This is a genomic window from Pseudomonas sp. A1230, from assembly GCF_044218825.1.
In the GTDB taxonomy this organism is placed as follows: domain Bacteria; phylum Pseudomonadota; class Gammaproteobacteria; order Pseudomonadales; family Pseudomonadaceae; genus Aquipseudomonas; species Aquipseudomonas iridis.
The window spans coordinates 3634035-3652770 of sequence record NZ_CP162582.1 but is presented as its reverse complement, the minus strand read 5'-3'; the positions used below and the strand labels follow the sequence as shown (position 1 = coordinate 3652770).

At 60.1% G+C, this 18736-nt stretch carries 10 protein-coding genes; 3 read left to right on the top strand and 7 right to left on the bottom strand.

The genetic code is table 11. The annotated features are described in order from the left end of the window. Positions 1 to 35 precede the first annotated feature (35 nt). The 5 genes from AB4P97_RS17105 to AB4P97_RS17085 form a co-directional block, all read right to left on the bottom strand. Positions 36 to 1364 (bottom strand): sigma-54-dependent transcriptional regulator, encoded by a 1329-nt coding sequence (locus tag AB4P97_RS17105; protein ID WP_395601384.1) that lies wholly within the window; start codon positions 1362 to 1364, stop codon positions 36 to 38. Further along, a complete protein-coding gene (locus AB4P97_RS17100; RefSeq protein WP_395601383.1) occupies positions 1364 to 3124 on the bottom strand; it encodes an ATP-binding protein in 1761 nt (586 codons plus the stop codon). The genes AB4P97_RS17105 and AB4P97_RS17100 overlap by 1 nt, the downstream gene beginning before the upstream one ends. An 86-nt stretch (positions 3125 to 3210) precedes the next feature. Next, positions 3211 to 5838: an RHS repeat-associated core domain-containing protein gene (locus AB4P97_RS17095; protein WP_052491566.1), complete on the bottom strand. Its 2628-nt coding sequence runs from the start codon at positions 5836 to 5838 to the stop codon at positions 3211 to 3213. Beyond that, positions 5838 to 10331, bottom strand: coding sequence for a SpvB/TcaC N-terminal domain-containing protein (locus AB4P97_RS17090; RefSeq protein ID WP_395601382.1), 4494 nt, complete (start codon positions 10329 to 10331; stop codon positions 5838 to 5840). The genes AB4P97_RS17095 and AB4P97_RS17090 overlap by 1 nt, the downstream gene beginning before the upstream one ends. Before the next feature lie 213 nt (positions 10332 to 10544). Next, positions 10545 to 12068, bottom strand: a complete 1524-nt coding sequence (locus tag AB4P97_RS17085; RefSeq protein ID WP_042560679.1) for a fumarate hydratase — start codon at positions 12066 to 12068, stop codon at positions 10545 to 10547. Positions 12069 to 12647: 579 nt separating this feature from the next. Between AB4P97_RS17085 and AB4P97_RS17080 the strand changes: the two genes are divergently transcribed. Genes AB4P97_RS17080 through AB4P97_RS17070 form a run of 3 tightly spaced genes read left to right on the top strand, consistent with a single transcriptional unit; the run spans position 12648 to position 15459 of the window. Then, positions 12648 to 13754: a GGDEF domain-containing protein gene (locus AB4P97_RS17080; RefSeq protein ID WP_273877554.1), complete on the top strand. Its 1107-nt coding sequence runs from the start codon at positions 12648 to 12650 to the stop codon at positions 13752 to 13754. Further along, positions 13747 to 14682 (top strand): iron-sulfur-binding ferredoxin reductase, encoded by a 936-nt coding sequence (locus AB4P97_RS17075; RefSeq protein WP_200612354.1) that lies wholly within the window; start codon positions 13747 to 13749, stop codon positions 14680 to 14682. Before AB4P97_RS17080 ends, AB4P97_RS17075 begins: the two co-directional genes overlap by 8 nt. Positions 14683 to 14709: 27 nt before the next feature. Continuing rightward, complete coding sequence (locus AB4P97_RS17070; protein WP_047302809.1) at positions 14710 to 15459, top strand: enoyl-CoA hydratase-related protein; 750 nt, start codon at positions 14710 to 14712, stop codon at positions 15457 to 15459. A 168-nt stretch (positions 15460 to 15627) separates the two neighbouring features. Here the strand turns inward: AB4P97_RS17070 and AB4P97_RS17065 are convergent, their stop codons facing one another. Both AB4P97_RS17065 and pyk read right to left on the bottom strand, forming a co-directional pair. Beyond that, a complete protein-coding gene (locus AB4P97_RS17065) occupies positions 15628 to 16926 on the bottom strand; it encodes a hypothetical protein (RefSeq protein ID WP_395601381.1) in 1299 nt (432 codons plus the stop codon). Between the two features lie 270 nt (positions 16927 to 17196). After that, positions 17197 to 18648: a pyruvate kinase gene (pyk, locus tag AB4P97_RS17060; protein ID WP_042560674.1), complete on the bottom strand. Its 1452-nt coding sequence runs from the start codon at positions 18646 to 18648 to the stop codon at positions 17197 to 17199. Positions 18649 to 18736 lie beyond the last annotated feature (88 nt).

Sequence of the window (18736 nt, the reverse complement as noted above, 5' to 3'; positions counted from 1 at the left end):
TGTAGGAGCTGCCGCAGGCTGCGATCTTTTGCTCTTCAAGGGCCGACAAACATCTCCCGGCTCAACCCATGCCGCTGCATCTTTTCATTGAACGTACGCCGCGGCAGTTGCAGCTCTTCAAGCACCGCTTTCACATCACCCTTGTGCCGCGTCAGTGCCGCGCGCAAACACTGCGCCTCGAACGCTTCCTGTTGCGCCGCCAGCGACTGCCCCGGATCAATTCCCGGTGCCGGTTCATCCAGGCCCAGCACCTGTCGTTCGGCGACGTTCGCCAGTTCGCGCACATTGCCCGGCCAGTCATGGCAGAGCAGATGACTCAGCTGTGCAGCCGTCAACGGTGGGAAGCTGCGGCCCAGGCGCTGCGCCGCACTTTGGGCGAATGATTCGAACAGCAACGGAATGTCTTCGCGGCGTTCGCGCAGCGGCGGCAAACGCAGCTCGGCAACGTTGAGGCGATACGCGAGGTCTTCGCGGAAACGCCCGGCACGCGCCTCGTCGAGCAAGTCGGGTTTGGTCGCCGCAACAATCCGCAAATCCACGCGAATGCTCTGGTTCGACCCCAGTCGCTCAAGCTTCTGCTCTTGCAATACCCGCAACAATTTCACTTGCTGGGCCAGCGGCATGCTTTCGATTTCATCGAGAAACAGCGTGCCGCCATCGGCGTATTCCAGCTTGCCGATGCGCTTGCCGGAGGCGCCGGTAAACGCGCCGCTCTCATGGCCGAACAGCTCGGCTTCGAACAGTTGTTCAGGGATCGCCGCGCAGTTGAGCGCCACGAACGGTTTGTCCGCCCGGGGGCCGAAGTCATGCAGGCAACGCGCAACCAGTTCCTTGCCGCTGCCAGTCTCGCCACGAATCAACACATTGACCGGCAACGCTGCCAGATCCAATACCTGCCGACGCAACGTCTGCAAGCCACGGGACACGCCGAGCAACGTCGAATCGAGTTTGGCGCGGTTGTCGGCCTGCTCGTGCAGGGCGCGGTTTTCCAGGACCAGTCGGCGTTTCTCCAGCGCCCGGCGCAGGCTGCCGAGCAAGGTCTCCGGGCTGAACGGTTTTTCCAGAAAGTCGTAGGCACCGTCGCGCATCGCTTCGACCGCCATCGGCACATCGCCATGACCGGTGAGCAGAATCACCGGCAGGTCGGCGTCGCGGCGCTGCACCTCGGCCAGCAGTTCCAGGCCACTAAGGCCGGGCATGCGCACGTCGCTGAGGATCACCCCGGGAAAGTGCGCGGGCAGGGCGGCGAGGCATTCTTCGGCGCGGCTGAACAGTTGCACCTCGAATTCCGACAGGCTCAGCCACTGCTCGACGGCACTGCGAATGCTGCTTTCGTCATCGACCACCATCACCGAGTTGAGCATCAGTTGTGTGCCTCCAGATCAATCGGCAAAGTCAGGATGAACGTCGCACCGCTGTCGCCATTCTCGACGCTCAGACGACCGCCGGATTCGTGCACGATGGCAAAGGATACCGCCAGCCCCAGGCCGAGGCCGTCACCTACAGGTTTAGTGGTGAAGAACGGGTCGAACACCTGGCCCAGATGCTCTTCGGCAATGCCGCCGCCATTATCGATGACGCTCAGACGCCACAATTGCTCGTCGGCTTGCAGACGAATTTCCAGGCGCTTGCACGGTTTGCCCTGCATGGCATCGAGGGCGTTGCGCAGCAGATTGATCAACACCTGTTCGAGACGGATCGCATCACCGCGCACCCACGCCGGGCGGGTCAGGTGCAGCACCAGGCTGACCTGTTCGTCGCGCAGGCGCGCGTCGAGCAATTGCAGGGATTGATCGACCACCGTCGCCAGATCCAGACGCTCGCGTAAACCACCGGGGCTCTTGCGTGCGAAGGTTTTCAGGTGACCGGTGAGGGCGGCCATGCGCGTGAGCATCTCGTCCACCGGTTTCAGGGCCTTGTAGGCGTCATCGACGCGGCCATGGTCGAGCAGCAGGCGCAAAGTCGCCAGTTGCATGCGCTGAGCGGTCAGCGGCTGGTTGATTTCATGGGCCAGGGCGGCGGACATCTGGCCGAGGGCGGCAAGTTTTGCTGACTGCACCAGGCCTTCTTGCGCAGTGCGCAGTTCGCGGGTGCGTTCTTCGACCAGTTGCTCGAGTTCTTCGCGGTTGCGTTGACGGACCTTCGACAGGCGCCAGCGCTGATTGAGGAACAGCAACAAAAACACCAGCGCCAGCCATACGCCAGCGGCAGCGAGCCCGGCGTTGCGCAGGTCTTCGAAAGCCACTTGCGGGCGGCGCAGTAGATGCAGGGTCCAGCCTTCGGTGGTCAGTGGCAGCGACTCCCACAGATAGTCCGCCGTCCCTTGCGGGCCTTCGACGCGGCGCAGGTCGCTGTTGTCATCGAAGCGGCGCAGCGACAGATGAGTCAGTGGCGTCAGCGACTGTTTGTCGTACTGGCGCGTCGTCTTGATTTCGGCCTGATCGCTGGCACTCAAGGGGCGCAACGAGCGATACCGCCAGCCGGGCTGGTTGGCGATAAAAATGATTCCGCGCGCATCGCTGACCAGCAAGGTGTCGTTGCCCTGGCTCCATTCCCGCTCAAGTTCGGGAAACTCTAGTTTGACCACCATCGCCCCGAGGAACTGGTCGTTGTCGCCCAGCACCGCACTGGAGAGAAAGTAACCGGGAATTCCGCTGGTCACGCCCACCGCGTAAAAACGCCCGGTGCCCTGGGTGCGGGTCTGGCTGAAGTACGGTCGAAAGCCATAATTGTGGCCGACATAGCTGCTGGGCAGACGCCAGTTGCTGGCGGCGACGGCGAGGCCGGTTTGATCGAGCAGTTCAAGGGTCGAGGACTGCGCCGCGCCGTTGATCTTTTCCAGTTTCAGATTCAGTACCGTTTGTAACTCGGCATCGACGGGGCCGGCCAGTGTCGAGCGCAATTGCGGGTCCAGGGCCAGGACGGCGGGGAGGGCGCGATAGCGGTCGATCAGGGTGTGCAGCGAATTGGCATAGAGCGCCAGTTGCTGGTTGGCCCGGGCCGCATCTTCTTCCAGCGCCTGACGTTCGGCGTGGCGGATGGCAAGCGTTGCGGCAAGCGCCGCACCAGCGATGATCAGCAGGGTATACAACGACAGACGCAGGGTACGGGAAGTCGGCGGCATACGGGGGCGAGCAAGGTAGGAGTCGGGCGGGCACCATAGCATGGCGCCCGTCGCAAGAAACAAGAACACTGAAACTTCTGTAGCCCTCAGCGCTTGGCTAATTTGCGCGCTTTCATCGGGACGCGCAAACGTACTTGTCGATCAACGGCTACAGTTTGCGTGGACACCTCTACAGCGCTCTCCAGAGGTCGTAATCGGCCTATTTTTTCCAGCTGATTCATGGAGTCCCAGGTAATCCCCGTCAGCTCTTCAACTTCCAGAACCTGATCACGCAGTGCGTTTTGCGCCTTCCTGGATACCTGGTCCATCACGCGGTGTTCGGCAATCAGGCCGTCGATCCTGTCGATCATTTTTTCTGCCTTGGCGTTCTTTGCTCTTATATTTTGGGTGTTTCTCAAATCGTCGACATAACCTCCCACTATCGGTCCCAGCACCGCTCCTGCCAACGTGGCGGCAAGGGTGGCAGCGACGTTGATTTGATTGAACATTCGGTTGGCATCCTGAGTGACTTCTGCAGGCGGCAAGCCGCCACCGGTTGCCGGATCCCAGCTTCCGGGAGGGGACCAACCTGGATTAAAGAGTGTGGAATGCACGACGACCTGCCCAACACTGGCAACCATTGCTGCAACCATGGCTCCAGTGGCCGGCGATGATCCACCGGTTGGAAGCAGTGCCAGACCGACTCTCGAATTGGCGGCGTTGCGGGCGGTGTCCCTGGCCCTCAGTTTCCAGGGTTTACTGGGTTCAGGTGGCGGCAGTGGAGGCGGATTGTCGCGTGGATTACTCACTGATTCCGGGGGCGTCGAGGGATCAGGACTTATTGTAAGGGTCACTGTTTGCGCCGCTGTCCTCGTCGTCCCTTGCCTATCGATAAAGTTGATCGGGTCGTTCCCCGTCATGCAGTAAAGGTTCAGGCCGTCTATCGAGCCTGACGGATCGGGATTTATCCAGCGCTGTAACCAGGGCGCGTAATACCGTTCACCGTAGTAATACAACCCACTGATATCCATTTCCTTACCGCTATAACGCGCGAACTTGTAGCTGACCTCAATCGCCGATTTCGCGGCCAGCCACGCGGTGGCGCCAAACGGGTAGTAGCCTTCGTGGCTGATGGTTTTTGCGTGCTCGTCGAGTTCCATCACAGAGGAGCCCAAATGGTCGACAAGGCTATAGCGCAGTTGAATGCGCTGCACACCTGAAGGTGGATTTTTTACCCAGTGCAGGCAGCGCGCACTGCCTGCACTGATGACGTGCAACTCTTCGCCATTGTCTTTCGTACGGATTTCCAGCCCTGGCAGGTAACGCACCTGATGAAAGTGTCCGGTGGTACCGGCAAAGGTTTCATGGCGCTTGAATACTCGGGCACCCGCGCTGTAGTGATAGTGCTCGGCATCGGCGCGACCGTCTTCGCGGTGAATCCGGGTGACGCTTTGCAGTTCGTCACGAGCGTTCCATTTCAGTGGTTGGCCGGGTTGTACGGCCAGAAGGTTACCGTGGCGGTCGAACAGTTGATCGAAGTCCGGTTCAGGATCGGTCGGTTGCCAGCGCACGCCACGGTTGCTGTTCGCATCCATGCGCATCTGTCGCGTGTAGCTGGCGTCAGCGCGCACATGGCGCAGTTCGAGCAGATTACCGCCGTTGTCGTATTGATACGTCTGGGTGTAATTGAGGCGTTTTTTCGGATCGGTTGGCTGTGGCAGGCCAGGGATATCTGATGGCGGGCTGTCGTCGTAGCCGGTGGCGCGAGTCAGTCGGTAGAGGGAGTCATAGGTGAAGTCGCGGTGGCCGTCGATAACCTGGTTGGCGTAATGGACCGTCTGGAAGGTGTGGTCCTCGATACGGGTGATGTTGCCGACGCGATCATGGCTGTACTCGAAACTTTGCAGCACCGGATCGCTGCCTTTGCGGCTGGACTGGCTCCGCAAGCGACCATTGGCCGGATCGTAAGTCCACTGGCTGATCACCTCGTTGCCAGCACGTTGCTCGGTGATCTGCCCGGCAGCGTTCAAGCGGATATCGAATATCACCGGTTGCCAATCAGTGTTACCGCTCAGTCGTAATCGCACCTGCTTCAGGTGCCCGGTCAGGCCATAGCGCGATTGCTGTTGATGCCCGCCGGCGTCGGTCTGTTCCAGCACCGCGCCCAGTGGACTGAAAATGCGCTGGCTGGTGAACGCCTCGCCATCAAAAAAAGTGCGGGTTTCTCTCAGCGGTTGGCCGAGCAGACCATAGCTGTCCATGTGCAACGTACCAGACGCGTCCTTTTGTGCCAGTAACTGCCCGCGCCGGTTTTGCCCGGAATCCGCCGTGGCATCGGCGTAGGTAAAAATATCGACATCGGCCTGGCCGTTTTCCTCCACTGTCACCACACGCAACCGAGTGTCGAAGGTCGTGCGCCAATGGCTGCAGCGCTCGTCCCAGCGCTCCAGTGGCTCACCGGCCAACCCCGGAAAATTGAGGCGCCAGCCCGCATCGACGCTGTCGACTTTCAGCACCTGGCCGCCCAATCCGTGAACCATCACAAGGTTTGGCACGGTCAAGCGCGGGTCCTGTTGCGTCACGTTGCGCCCGGTCACGTCGTAACCCTGGCGGGTGATCAGCGCGATTGCAGGCTCCCCGGCGACGCTGCGCAGGTAGCCGATCTGCCGAATCGGCAGGCCACGACCATCATTCACCGTGAGTGATGGCGTGCGCCAGTGCACGCTGGCGTGCATCAGCGTAAACGCCCATTGTCCGGTGCTGCTTCAGCGGTGTCGTTGAAGTCCAGGCTGGTTTGGTACCACGGATGATAGATCTTGCAAGAGAAGTCGCCCTTGGCGTTGATCAGTTTGATCATGCGTCCCAATGGGTCGTAGCACAGCTGATCGAAATAGCCCAGTTCGTGCAGTGACTCGTCGTTGACGTAGCCATGGGTATCGACGAAAAGCGGTCGATACTCGCGGACCGCCAAGCCCTTGTTGTTGTATTCGACCCGAGCGCTGATGCGCCACCTCGGGTCGGCGTATACCTCGACATACTTGCCATCCTCAATGACGAGCGCGCCATCCACCACTTTGTACGCCATGCCCGGGTCAACCAGTTGCTGGGTTTGCAGGGCTCGGCCGAAGCCGTCGACACAGGCCTTGATGATCTGGATTTGCGCCTTCACCTCGTCGTAGGGGTAGCGGTCGGCGCTGAGCACGACGCTGTGCACAGGCTCGCGCCAGGCCGATGTGATCGCTTCGAGCAACGCCTGTTCTGCCGCGGTCAGCGTGCTGCGACGTGCGAGCCGTTGGCGTGCGCTGGCCCGAATATGGCCGCTGGGCAGTAGATAGCCGCTGGCGATCCATTCGCTGCTGGAGCTGTCGCTGAGGGGAATCTGCCCCATCCAGCTGAACAAGTCTTTGCGCAGGGTGCTGGCGGCTTTTTGCACCGCGCCCTCCGGATCGGCTATGGCCAGGTCCGGCCGCAGATCCTCGGGACGTTTGTATTCACTCAGCGGGCAGAACCCTGCCCATTCACCGTTTTCAGTGCCGCAGAAACTGGTCGCCAGCGGCTGGCCAGAAGGTTCGTAAATGGCCTCTTGAGTGTTCTCGTTGGCGTCGATGATTTTCTGCGGTTGCAGGGCGTGGTAGTCGTAGACGATGCGAGTGGTACAGCCATCGGGCAACACGACGCTGGTGATAGCGAGGTTGTAGTCATCGTATTGGGCCTTGGTGTGGCCGTGGCTGGGGGTTTCCCGGTAGCTGCGCACTTTGTAGAACTTATCAAGGCCTGCGTATTCGGCAAACCCGAAGTGCGCCGAGTACAGGGCGGGTTCTGCATCGAACGGGGTTGGTGCTTCAAACCGAAACGGCATCGGCGTGTAGCCGATTTTCATCAACTCCGTATGAATGTTGAAGGGGGGCGGCAGGACGCTGTAGGCATCCAGCGCGGTCTTGTCCAGTTGCGCCAATTCCAGCGGACCTGCCAGTGCTTCGAACTCGGCGACGCCGTCCGCCAGCGCAGCGCCATCGGTGCTCATGTAGCGTTGCACGGACTGAGTGGTCAATAGCCGCGCGGTATTCCAGTGGGACGAATCCTGATGCAACGCCAACTGTTCAAACGATACTTGCGCCGGCGTGAGCCCGGTCGGCAGTGTGCCTTTGGGCAGCACCAGTGCATTGCCGCGCTGCAAGTAGGGCAAGCCCAGCCGCCACTTCTGAAAATCCGTTGTCAGGTTAATGGTTTGCGCACGAGTTTCACTCAGATAAAACGACTGCTGCGCCTCATCATGCGCGTCGCGCCACCACTGCTGTTCATCGGGATCGGTAAAGGGCGGTGTGTCCGTTGCAGCCAGTCGCCGCGCATAGCTCACTTGCAGGGCCTGCGTTGGCGAACCAAATTCGTTGCAACGCAGATTGACCTCATGGCTGCACAACGGATCGTTCATGAATCGGTCGTACTGGTAGTTGATCGTTTCCAGAGTCATTGGCAGCAAAACAGCGGATGCGTACTGGTCCTTTCGACGGATTTCTCGCACCAGATAGCGCAGCTCCTGCACCGCGTACGGGATAGCGCCCGGCTTATCCACATCGGCTAAGGCGTACGTTTCAACGCGCGCAACAGAGCCGGCCAGCGCCCGGGCAATCTGGTATCGGGTATCGTCATTGTGGGGCTCGATCGGTTGATCGAATTCCCCGTCGGCCGGACTGAGACTGAACAAGGTTTTACCAAGCGCGACAGCCTCCTTGTCCCCGTCGAAATAAAAATCACGCGACCGATCCATGGATAACGCGCTAAGAAAATAAGTGCGGACCTGCACCGGCTGGCTGAAGCCGACGGCGTCATCGCCGGTGGCGCTCTCGCTGTCGGTTTGCTTCAGACAGCCGAAACCGCCGAACTTGCGTGCGTTGCTGTCGTACACGCCTTCACACCAGGTGAACGACTGCGTCAGACAATTGCCCGTGATCTCATCCCGTTGCTGCTGTTTTTTCACCACGGTAACCGGAAACGGCAAATGCGAAACCGCTGGGCGTTTGAGAGCAATCAACTGTTGTTTCTCGTCCAGCCATTCCTGTGCCGAACTGCGATAGACCACGCTTGTGCTGCAGCCCATGTTGTTGTTACTGGCCGTCAGCAGATACGGTTTGGCCGCGACGAAATCGTAGCGCCAGTGCTGCGGCTTCATGTGCGTTACGGTGAGTATCAGGCTGGCGCAACCGAGGCCTTGCAGATCGGCAAAGTTCACCTGGCACAAACGGTCGTAACGCACACCTTCGGGCCATGGCACGCTGATCGGCGTTTGCTCCAGGCCGTTGCCGCCACGGTTCAGATAGATCTCGAAAACATCGCTTTTGAGGTAGATCAGCGCCGATGCGCCGGAGCCGTCGAGGTCGGCGAGGCGCACTCGCGACGAATCGAATTGCTCGTAGGCGAAGGGCAGGTCACTGATCTTGCGGCCCTCGCCAAAGCGGCCGTGACCGAGGTTGGGCCAGCAGCGGATTTCGTTGTGTCGAATGCGGCACAGTTCGGGCATGTCGCTGCCCAGCAGATTGCCGAGCAGCACCAGTTCAGTGGCGGTATTGCTGAACAACGGCAAGCGGTCATTGGCCGGTTCGTGCGCCACCTCTTCGGCCGGGGCGAAACCCTGTTCGCGTCGGTTGGCGTAAAGCCGCACCGATTTCGGCCCGATCATGGCAATCGAATTCAGACCATCACCACTCAGGTCGCCCAAGGTCGACAGCGTGTGGAAAAACTCCAGCGGGAAGGCATTGAAGGTGAGGTAGTTGGCGAATTTACCCGTCGCTTCAAGCGTGCGGAAACCGGCGCGTCCGGGCTCTGCTGTGACCCAGTCGAGGCGCCCGTCACCCGTCAGGTCGGTGAGCAGTTGTTGTACCGGACGATTGCGATCGGCAACCGGGATGAGGTCCAGCGCCGTCCACGGGCCATAGCCGATGGCATCGCCTCCGTCCTCTGCACGCAGCGGTTCGCGGTAGTACCAGCATTTGTCGTAGCGGAACAAGAAGCCTGGCACGCCTTCGCCGTACAGGTCGACGCACTGATAAAACCGGCCATCCTCGATGCCCGGTTGATGGTCCGTCTCGAACAGGCGAGTGGGGATCTGATTGATCTCGAAAGCGGAATACTCGAACTCGACCGGTGGTGTGTTTTCCACCATGCCGCTGGCATCGAAGGCCTGATAGTGCGCGGCGCTGATCTGGCTGAGCGGCCAGTGCGGCGTGGCATCGCTGTGTTCCAGCAACAGACGCCGCACCAGCACCGGTTGATCCCCTTGGCTGGGCGGGAAGTGATGAAACATCAGCATTTGCCGACAGAGGCGGCGGGTCCTGACTTCAAAGCCTTGGCCGTAGGTCGAGAAGGGATCTGCCCGCACGGGCCAGGGCTGCAGCGTTGCGCCGTCGTAGGCCGGAACCTCGGTCAGCGAAGTGGTTCGCTCACCGTAGTCGAACAGCAATTGGAAATGCCAATCCAGATCGGCCAGGTTTTCCACCGTCCAGGCGTATAAGTCTTTGCTGGCGGTGAAATTGCCGTAGCACACCCGTTCGAGATAGCGCTGGATGCCGTAATCGATGACCGAGTCGGGGCTCTGGTCGTCAGCCTTGTACACATAGGCGATGTGCTCGCCGTGTGGGTTCATACTCTCGCAGAGCAACCAGGCGCTAATGCGCAGCGGGTTATCCGGATCGGCACTGGCACGGCGTGATGCCGGGGTTTTGCCGTAGATGAGCAGCGAACCGTCGCTGCCATGCACCAGCCAGAAGGGCGCTTGGCCGGTCGTCGGCTGCCACAGCTCATGCAGAGCAAAGTCGCTTTCTACTTTCGGCCAGTAGCGCACCACGTTGTGCGGGCCAATGACGACGCCGTCATACGTGGACTCAAGGCGTGACTTGATGTTGCGGTCGGCCTCAAGCTCCGGCATCCACACCTCGCCATCCGCCCCGACGATCTCGTCGTGCTCGGTATAACGCGGCACACCCTTGTCGGTGCGCCGGCTTATCTGACTCACGCCCAGGCTCCATCCGAACCCGAAGGGTCCATTCCCGTCCTGGCTGCTGTAACCGAGGGACATCTGAGGGGCATAGCCACGCCCGGCGGAAAGCGGAATTGGCAGCTCGAACGATGCGGCTCCGGTCTGGCCGACGCTGCCCCAACTCTTGCCAATGGTGGCGATTGTCGAGCTTTTGGCGATGGAGGGCGTAACGATGCTGAGCTCTTGGTCGGCCATGATTGCGTCCGGTGCAGTTGCTGTGGCGTAGTTGAATCGACGCTACCAACAATGGCACGTGGCGTAACCTGTCAGATGTGACAGGTGCACAAGATCGTTTTGTGTGCTTTTCATCGGTTTTTATCGCTAAACAGCACGAGCGGTGAACGGCGGACACAAAAAAGGCCGGCCCGTCGTATGACGGGCCGGCCTCTCTTTACAGCGGTAAAGCGCTTACTGCACTTCTACTGCCAGGCTCTCGCTGATCTTCTTTTGCCAGATCGCAGGACCGGTGATGTGTACCGATTCACCTTGGCTGTCCACCGCAACGGTGACAGGCATGTCCTTGACCTCGAACTCGTAGATCGCTTCCATCCCCAGCTCGGCGAACGCCAGTACCTTGGATTTCTTGATCGCCTGGGCGACCAGGTAAGCGGCGCCGCCGACAGCCATCAGGTACACGGCTTTGTTGTCCTTGATCGCTTCGATCGCGGTCGGACCACGCTCGGATTTGCCGATCATGCCCAACAGGCCGGTCTGCTCAAGGATCTGACGGGTGAACTTGTCCATCCGCGTTGCAGTGGTCGGGCCAGCCGGGCCAACCACTTCGTCACCGACCGGATCAACCGGGCCGACGTAGTAGATGAAACGACCTTTGAGGTCTACCGGCAGGGTTTCGCCCTTGTTCAGCATCTCGACCATGCGCTTGTGCGCAGCATCGCGACCGGTGAGCATCTTGCCGTTGAGCAGGACGGTTTCGCCCGGCTTCCAGCTCTGCACGTCTTCCGGGGTCAGCGTGTCGAGGTTGACGCGGCGAGCCGAAGGACCGGCTTCCCAGACGATTTCCGGGTAGGCGTCCAGCGGTGGCGCTTCCAGCGAGGCCGGGCCGGAACCGTCGAGCACGAAATGCGCGTGACGGGTGGCGGCGCAGTTCGGGATCATGCACACCGGCAGCGAGGCGGCGTGGGTCGGGTAGTCCATGATCTTCACGTCGAGCACGGTGGTCAGGCCACCAAGGCCCTGGGCGCCGATGCCCAACTGGTTGACCTTCTCGAACAGCTCCAGACGCATTTCTTCAATGCGGTTGGACGGGCCACGCTTGATCAGCTCGTGAATGTCGATGGACTCCATCAACACTTCCTTGGCCATCACCGCCGCTTTCTCGGCGGTGCCGCCGATACCGATGCCCAGCATGCCCGGTGGGCACCAGCCGGCGCCCATGGTCGGAACGGTCTTGAGTACCCAGTCAACGATCGAATCGGACGGGTTGAGCATGGCCATTTTCGACTTGTTCTCGGAACCGCCGCCCTTGGCCGCCACGTCCACTTCCACGGTGTTACCCGGGACGATGGAGTAGTGAATGACGGCCGGGGTGTTGTCCTTGGTGTTTCTACGAGCGCCCGCCGGGTCGGCGAGGATCGAGGCACGCAGGACGTTTTCCGGCAGATTGTAAGCCTGGCGCACGCCTTGGTTGATCATGTCGTCCAGGCTCATGGTGGCGCCATCCCAGCGCACGTCCATGCCTACACGCACAAACACGGTGACGATACCGGTGTCCTGGCAGATCGGGCGGTGGCCAGTGGCGCACATGCGCGAGTTGATCAGGATCTGCGCCATCGAATCACGGGCCGCTGGCGATTCTTCGCGCAGGTAGGCTTCGTGCATCGCCTGGATGAAATCCACCGGGTGGTAATAGGAAATGAACTGCAGGGCGTCGGCAACGCTCTGAATCAGGTCGTCTTGCTTGATCACGGTCATGAGTCGCGCTCCTCTAAAAGACGGGAACATTCTATGGGGCAGCTACAAGCCTCAAGTTTCAAGCTGCAAGTTCAAAGCAGTACGCGGACTGCTTCAGCTTGCGGCTTGGAGCTTGCAACTTGAAGCTGGCCCTTCGGGCCGGGCACGCCGGGGCTGCTGGCGCGACGCTAAAAAGGCGCGGCAGTATACCGCGCCTCGGTGGGGCATACACGCGCCGGCAGTCATTCGTTGGTCGCATGTGTTGGCGAGTTGATGGGGATTGCATTTGCAACTTGAAATCCCTTCCCCCTCTCCCCCAAGAGGGCAATGGGGAAGGGCGCTGATCCTGGTGTTGTTTGAAGCTGGGTTCGGCTCGGTATCTCAGGTCGGTGCAGCTTGTGAAAACAACGCGGTCAGTTCCCTCTCCCTCTGGGAGAGGGCTAGGGTGAGGGACTTGTGGCGATACATGCGGGCCACACTTTTGACGTCAAATTTCGGGCCCGAAAATCGGTGGTCATTTATCGACTACGCCTCTAAAGTGGCAGCCGGTCTGTAGGGTAGGACACTCGGTCAGCCTCCAATCGCACGGTGAGTCAACGATTGACCCATAACGCCATTCAACGTCTTTTGCTCAAACGCTTCGCCCTCGCTGCAGCCACCTATGGATTGGCTTTACTGCTGCTGTGGCTGGCGTTTTTCACCGGGCATTACGACCAGTCCTTGGGCACCATTGCCGTCGGCAGCGCGCTCGTAGTCATCAGTCAAGCCATCCTGTTTGGCCTGTTCTGGTCGGGTTGCAACCAGCGTTTTGACGATCCAAGCATGACCGAAACGCAAGTGTTGCTCGGACTCGGCTGGCAGACCTGGCTGATCGCTCATCTGGATGAAGCGCGTGGCGCCTTTCTGGTGTTCTACGTGCTGATCCTGCTGTTTGGACTGTTTCACCTGAGCCGGCGGGCGTTCATCCGCTGTGCGTTGCTGGTGTTCTTCAGTTTCTGTGCAATTACTTTGTGGGACGCTTACCACTTGCGCTTGCCGGAGCCTGCGCTCGCGGCATTGCAGGTGTGCATCCTGGCGATGGTGCTGGCGTGGCTGGTGCTTTACGCGCGATTTGTTCAGGTATCGCGTCAACGCATGCGCCAGCGCCGGTTTGCCTTGCAAGCGCATCAGGACACCCTGCGCGGAATGATGCGTCAGCTCGAAGACCTTGTGGCCACCGACGAACTGACTGGCCTGTTCAACCGTCGGCACTTCCTGCGTCTGGCCTCGCGTGAACTGAATGCGATGGACAATGATGCCGTGCACGGTCTGGCGCTGATCGACCTCGACCACTTCAAACGCATCAACGACTTCTACGGTCACGCCGCTGGCGATCAGGTATTGCAGGCGTTTGCCGGTGTCGCCCAGGCGTGCCTGCGCGACGGCGACGTACTGGCGCGCTATGGGGGCGAGGAATTCGTCGTCTTGCTGCCCGATTGCGATGCCGAGCGTCTGACTGCCTGCTGTGAACGTCTGCGCATTGCTTTCACCGATGTTGAACTGGTCGGCCTGAACGTGCGTAATCTCAGTCTGTCGGCTGGCATGACGCTGCTGGCCTTGGGTGATGACCTCGATGACGCCCTGCAACGCGCCGATCAGGCGCTTTATCGGGCCAAGCGTGACGGGCGCAATCGCTGTGCGGCCGCGTGGGAGAACGTTGATGCCTGAACTTCGCGTCGGTGACCGGCAATGGTCGGTGGCGGCGGGCGGCAATTTGCTCGACGCCCTTAATCAGAACGGTGTGGCCGTGCCCTACAGTTGTCGCGCCGGCAGTTGCCATGCGTGCCTGGTGCAGTGCGTGCAAGGCTTGCCGGCGGATAATCGGCCGGACGCCCTGAGCGCCGAGCAGCGCCAGCAGGGTTGGCGTCTGGCGTGCCAGTGTCAGGTAATCGAAGATTTGCAGGTGCACACGTTCGACCCGATCGAGGATGGCCACCCGGCCATCGTCGAAGCGCTGGACTGGCTCAGCGACAGCGTCCTGCGCTTGCGCCTGAGTGTGCAACGGCCGCTGCGCTACAGCGCCGGACAGCATCTGGTGCTGTGGATCAACCACATCGCGCGGCCCTATTCGCTGGCCAGCCTGCCGCAAGAAGATCGTTTTCTGGAATTCCACCTCGATTGTCGCCAACCCGGCGAATTCTGCGATGCGGCGCGACGCCTGCAAATCGGCGACCCGATCCGCCTCGGCGAATTGCGCGGCGGTGCGCTGCATTACGACCCCGACTGGCACACCCGACCGTTGTGGCTGCTGGCTGCCGGTACGGGGCTCGGTCCGTTGTTTGGTGTGTTGCGCGAAGCCTTGCGCCAGGATCACCAGGGCGCCATCCGTGTCATTCACCTGGCCCATGACGCCAGCGAACACTATCTGGCCAAACCCCTTGTTGCACTGGCTGCCCAGCGTGAAAACCTCACGATCGACCTGTGGACGGCGGCCGAGTCAGCCGCCGCTTTGGCGCAACTGCGCCTTGTTTCCCGGCAAACCCTGGCCTTAGTCTGCGGCTCAACTGCCAGCGTCGACGCCTTTGCCAAGCGTTTGTACCTGGCCGGACTGCCGCGTAATCAACTGCTGGCCGATGTATTTCTCAGCCGTGGTTGAGCGCTTGTTTTCGTAGCGAGACATGCCATGACCGAAACCATCCTGCTGGAACGCGAACGCGGTCTGCTGACCCTGCGCCTGAACCGTCCCGACAAGAAAAACGCCCTCACCCGTGCGATGTACAGTCGTCTCGCCGAGGCGTTGAAGCAGGCCGACAGCGACCCCGAAATCAACGCCGTGCTGATCACCGGCAGCGCCGAGTGCTTCACTGCCGGCAACGACATCGCTGACTTTATCCAGCAGCCGCCTGGCGACCTCGACAGCCCGGTCTTTCACTTCATGCTCAACCTGCTCGAATGCCGCAAACCGGTAATCGCTGCTGTGGCGGGGGCGGCGGTGGGGATTGGCACGACACTGTTGCTGCATTGCGATCTGGTTTACGTCAGCCGCGATGCGCGACTGCGCATGCCGTTCGTCAACCTTGGTTTATGCCCCGAGTTCGGTTCCAGCCTGATTTTGCCGCGCATGCTTGGGCACGCCAAAGCGTGCGAACTGCTGTTGCTCGGCGAAGGGTTTAGCGGTGAACAGGCCGCCGACTGGGGCATCGCGACAGAGGCGCTGGGCAGTGGCGAGGCTGCACTGACCAAGGCTCGGGAGATGGCGTTGCGCTTCGATGAGCTACCGTCGCAAGCCGTGCGCATCAGCAAGCAATTGATGAAAGCACCGGATCGCGAGTTGATCCGCAAAGTGATCGAGGAGGAGGGCGCCTTGTTCACCCAGCGGCTGCGTTCGCCGGAAGCGTTGGCGGCGTTGACCGGGTTTATCAAACGACACTGAAATTTCGTTGCTCTGGCCACCCCCATTGCTGGCCAGCCAGCTCCCAGAGGTTGGTACCAGCTTGCTCGCGAAAGGGGCGGTTCAGTCGATCATCAGGTCCGTCCATGTATTGAAAAACCCCGCCGTCAAACAGCGAGGCTTTTGCAATGACGCAAGTCCCCGGGATGATCAGCCGTGGTAGCGCAACAGCGCCCCTTTCCTGTTGGGCATGTCTGCGCAGATCAGGATCTTGCCGTCGTCCTGTAAAGCCATGCCAGTTGCCACCTCCACGCCACTCTCCAGGTGAGTGGTTACCCAACCCTGACCGTCATTGAAAGTCGGATCCAGCGTGCCATCAATCGTTCGCATCAAGGCGATGTCAACTTCTCCATTCGGCTCGCCGAGCCCCCCGACTGTGACTGCCTTCCCGTCTTTCTGGATACCCGCCGCCAACCAGGCTGTAGCGGCTCCTTCGCCCAGCTCGGTAAACAGTGGCTTGCCACCGTTGAACTGAATGTTCGGGCTGCCATCGCGTTCGAGGCTGAACATCACGGCGGCGCTATCACCGGTAGCTCTCACAGGTGTTTCGCCTACACCGAGAATTCGCTGATTGGACTGCTGGACCATGGCGTTGAATCTGGGTGACTGAGCGTCCTCCACCATGACAAACCCGCCGTTGCCGAATGTCGGGTCAAGTTTCCCCGTGGTGTCGTAACGCACGAACATGCCAGCTCTTTTCGCATCGCTAAACACATTCCCGCAGCCGAGGTAATTGCCATCGGCCTGGACCATGATGCTTCGCAAAGTCGTGTTGTATGTAAGGGCGTCGGGATGAGCGAAGGTGACGTAGCCAACCTGATTGAAACTCAGGTCTAGAGCGCCGTTTTTGTCGAGCCTGGCTATCAGCCCGACCGTTTTTCGACCGTTGAACCCGGTGGATTTGAAGACCAGAATTTTTCCGTCAGCCAGCGCCTGGATGCCACTGGCACTGGCCCCGCTGCTGCCAATTGCGCTCTTCTCTTCTGGTGGTGCTTCTGCGGCCAGCGGCGACAGTTGAATATCGATCAGCGTACGACCGTTGGTACCGAACTCCAGATCGAGTTGGCCTGACATGTCGTACCTGGCAACGCCCATCCCGTCTGCGACCCGATCGCCTCTTAAACGGTAAGCGATCAGTATTTTTCCATCCGCTTGAAAAGTGAAACCCTGGCAATAAGTAACGTCAAAACCGTCAATCACACCCGTGACAAAGCCCTCATTACCAAACTCGTTGTCCATGCTGCCGTCTGAATTGCACCGGCCGAGGAGGTATAGGCGCTCCCCTTGGAAGGGGGTGGTGGTGCCGGCGAAATAGATTTTCCCGTCCGGTCCGATTCCTACGCTTGAAATGTAGATATCTGGATGACCCGGTACGTCGATTCGCATAACGCCGTTATTACCAAAGTCCAGATCGAGCTTCCCTGCATTATTCAAATGTTGCATGTTCATGAGCGACTCCTTCTGCATAAAGAGGATCCTGTGGCCTCGACGAAAATCGCCGCAGGAACATGCAGTGGATACCTAAAAACAGGTTGCTTCTACTGTCAGATATGACAGTTGACAGGGGCGAATTGCAAAGAGTGAAGCCAGTTTGAATGCAACAGAAAACCGAGCCTCACCCACATCGTGCCGTCGCGCCCGCAACACCTTGACTGCCATGCAAGGCCCAAAAAAAACCCGTCATTCTCATGACGGGTTTTTTGTTCGGCAGTTGATCACTCAGACCTGCGGGTCGCCCACATGCAGGATCTTCATGCCGTTGGTGCCGCCGGTGGTGTGGTAGCTGTCGCCCTTGGTCAGGATGACCCAGTCGCCTTTTTCCACAACGCCGCGCTTGACCAGTTCGTCGATCGCCTTCTGGCTCACTTCGTGCGGCTCAAGTGAAGCAGGGTCGAACGGCACGGTGTACACGCCACGGAACATCGCTGCGCGCGCCTGAGTCTCGCGGTGCGGCGAGAACGCGTAGATCGGCACCGAAGAACGGATGCGCGACATGATCAGCGGGGTGTAGCCACTTTCGGTCAGCGCGATGATCGCTTTGACGCCCGGGAAGTGGTTGGCGGTGTACATGGTCGCCAGCGCAATGCTCTCGTCGCAGCGGGTGAATTCCTTGCCGATGCGGTGGCTGGAGGTCTTGCCGGTCGGGTGCTTTTCAGCGCCGACGCAGATACGTGCCATTGCTTGCACAGCTTCCAGCGGATACAGACCGGCAGCCGATTCTGCGGACAACATCACGGCGTCGGTGTAGTCGAGCACGGCGTTGGCCACGTCGGACACTTCGGCACGGGTCGGCATCGGGTTCTGGATCATCGACTCCATCATCTGGGTCGCAACGATCACAGCCTTGTTGTGGCGGCGTGCGTGCAGAATGATTTTCTTCTGAATGCCTACCAGCTCGGCGTCGCCGATTTCCACACCCAGGTCACCACGGGCAACCATCACCGCGTCGGATGCCTGGATCAGGCCGTCGAGGGTTTCGTCGTCGGCCACGGCTTCGGCGCGTTCGATCTTCGCTACCAGCCAGGCAGTGCCGCCGGCTTCGTCGCGCAGTTGACGGGCGTAGTTCATGTCGGCGGCGTCACGTGGGAAGGACACCGCGAGGTAGTCGACTTCCATTTCAGCGGCGAGCTTGATGTCGGCCTTGTCTTTTTCAGTCAGGGCCGGTGCGGTCAGGCCGCCACCGCGACGGTTGATGCCTTTGTGATCGGACAGCGGGCCGCCGATGGTCACGGTGCAGTGCAGTTCGGTGGCCGTGGCGGTATCAACGCGCATCACCACGCGGCCGTCGTCGAGCAGCAGCTCGTCGCCCACGCCGCAGTCCTTGACCAGATCCGGGTAGTCGATACCGACCACTTGCTGGTTGCCTTCGGTCAACGGATGGCTGGTGGAGAAGGTGAACGGGTCACCGATCTTCAGCTCGATCTTCTTGTTGGCGAATTTGGCGATACGGATTTTCGGGCCTTGCAGGTCACCCAGCAGGGCAACGAAGCGGCCGTGCTTGGCAGCGAGGTCACGCACCAGCTTCGCGCGAGCCTTGTGCTCGTCGGGGGTGCCGTGGGAGAAGTTCAGACGGGCGACGTCCAGACCAGCCAGAATCAGCTGTTCGAGAACTTCCGGCGAGTTACTGGCCGGGCCAAGGGTAGCGACGATTTTGGTACGACGGACGGACATGCAAAGACTCCTGAGTTCAAGCGCAGGCAGAGGCTACTATGCTCCGAGGGTGTAGTCATTGTTCGTTTGCACTACTTATTGTTTTCTT

Coding starts and splice junctions, on each gene's coding strand:
- AB4P97_RS17105 (WP_395601384.1), bottom strand. CDS start 1,364: ATGCTCAACTCGGTGATGGTGGTCGATGACGAAAGCAGCATTCGCAGT.
- AB4P97_RS17100 (WP_395601383.1), bottom strand. CDS start 3,124: ATGCCGCCGACTTCCCGTACCCTGCGTCTGTCGTTGTATACCCTGCTG.
- AB4P97_RS17095 (WP_052491566.1), bottom strand. CDS start 5,838: ATGCACGCCAGCGTGCACTGGCGCACGCCATCACTCACGGTGAATGAT.
- AB4P97_RS17090 (WP_395601382.1), bottom strand. CDS start 10,331: ATGGCCGACCAAGAGCTCAGCATCGTTACGCCCTCCATCGCCAAAAGC.
- AB4P97_RS17085 (WP_042560679.1), bottom strand. CDS start 12,068: ATGACCGTGATCAAGCAAGACGACCTGATTCAGAGCGTTGCCGACGCC.
- AB4P97_RS17075 (WP_200612354.1), top strand. CDS start 13,747: ATGCCTGAACTTCGCGTCGGTGACCGGCAATGGTCGGTGGCGGCGGGC.
- AB4P97_RS17070 (WP_047302809.1), top strand. CDS start 14,710: ATGACCGAAACCATCCTGCTGGAACGCGAACGCGGTCTGCTGACCCTG.
- AB4P97_RS17065 (WP_395601381.1), bottom strand. CDS start 16,926: ATGAACATGCAACATTTGAATAATGCAGGGAAGCTCGATCTGGACTTT.
- pyk (WP_042560674.1), bottom strand. CDS start 18,648: ATGTCCGTCCGTCGTACCAAAATCGTCGCTACCCTTGGCCCGGCCAGT.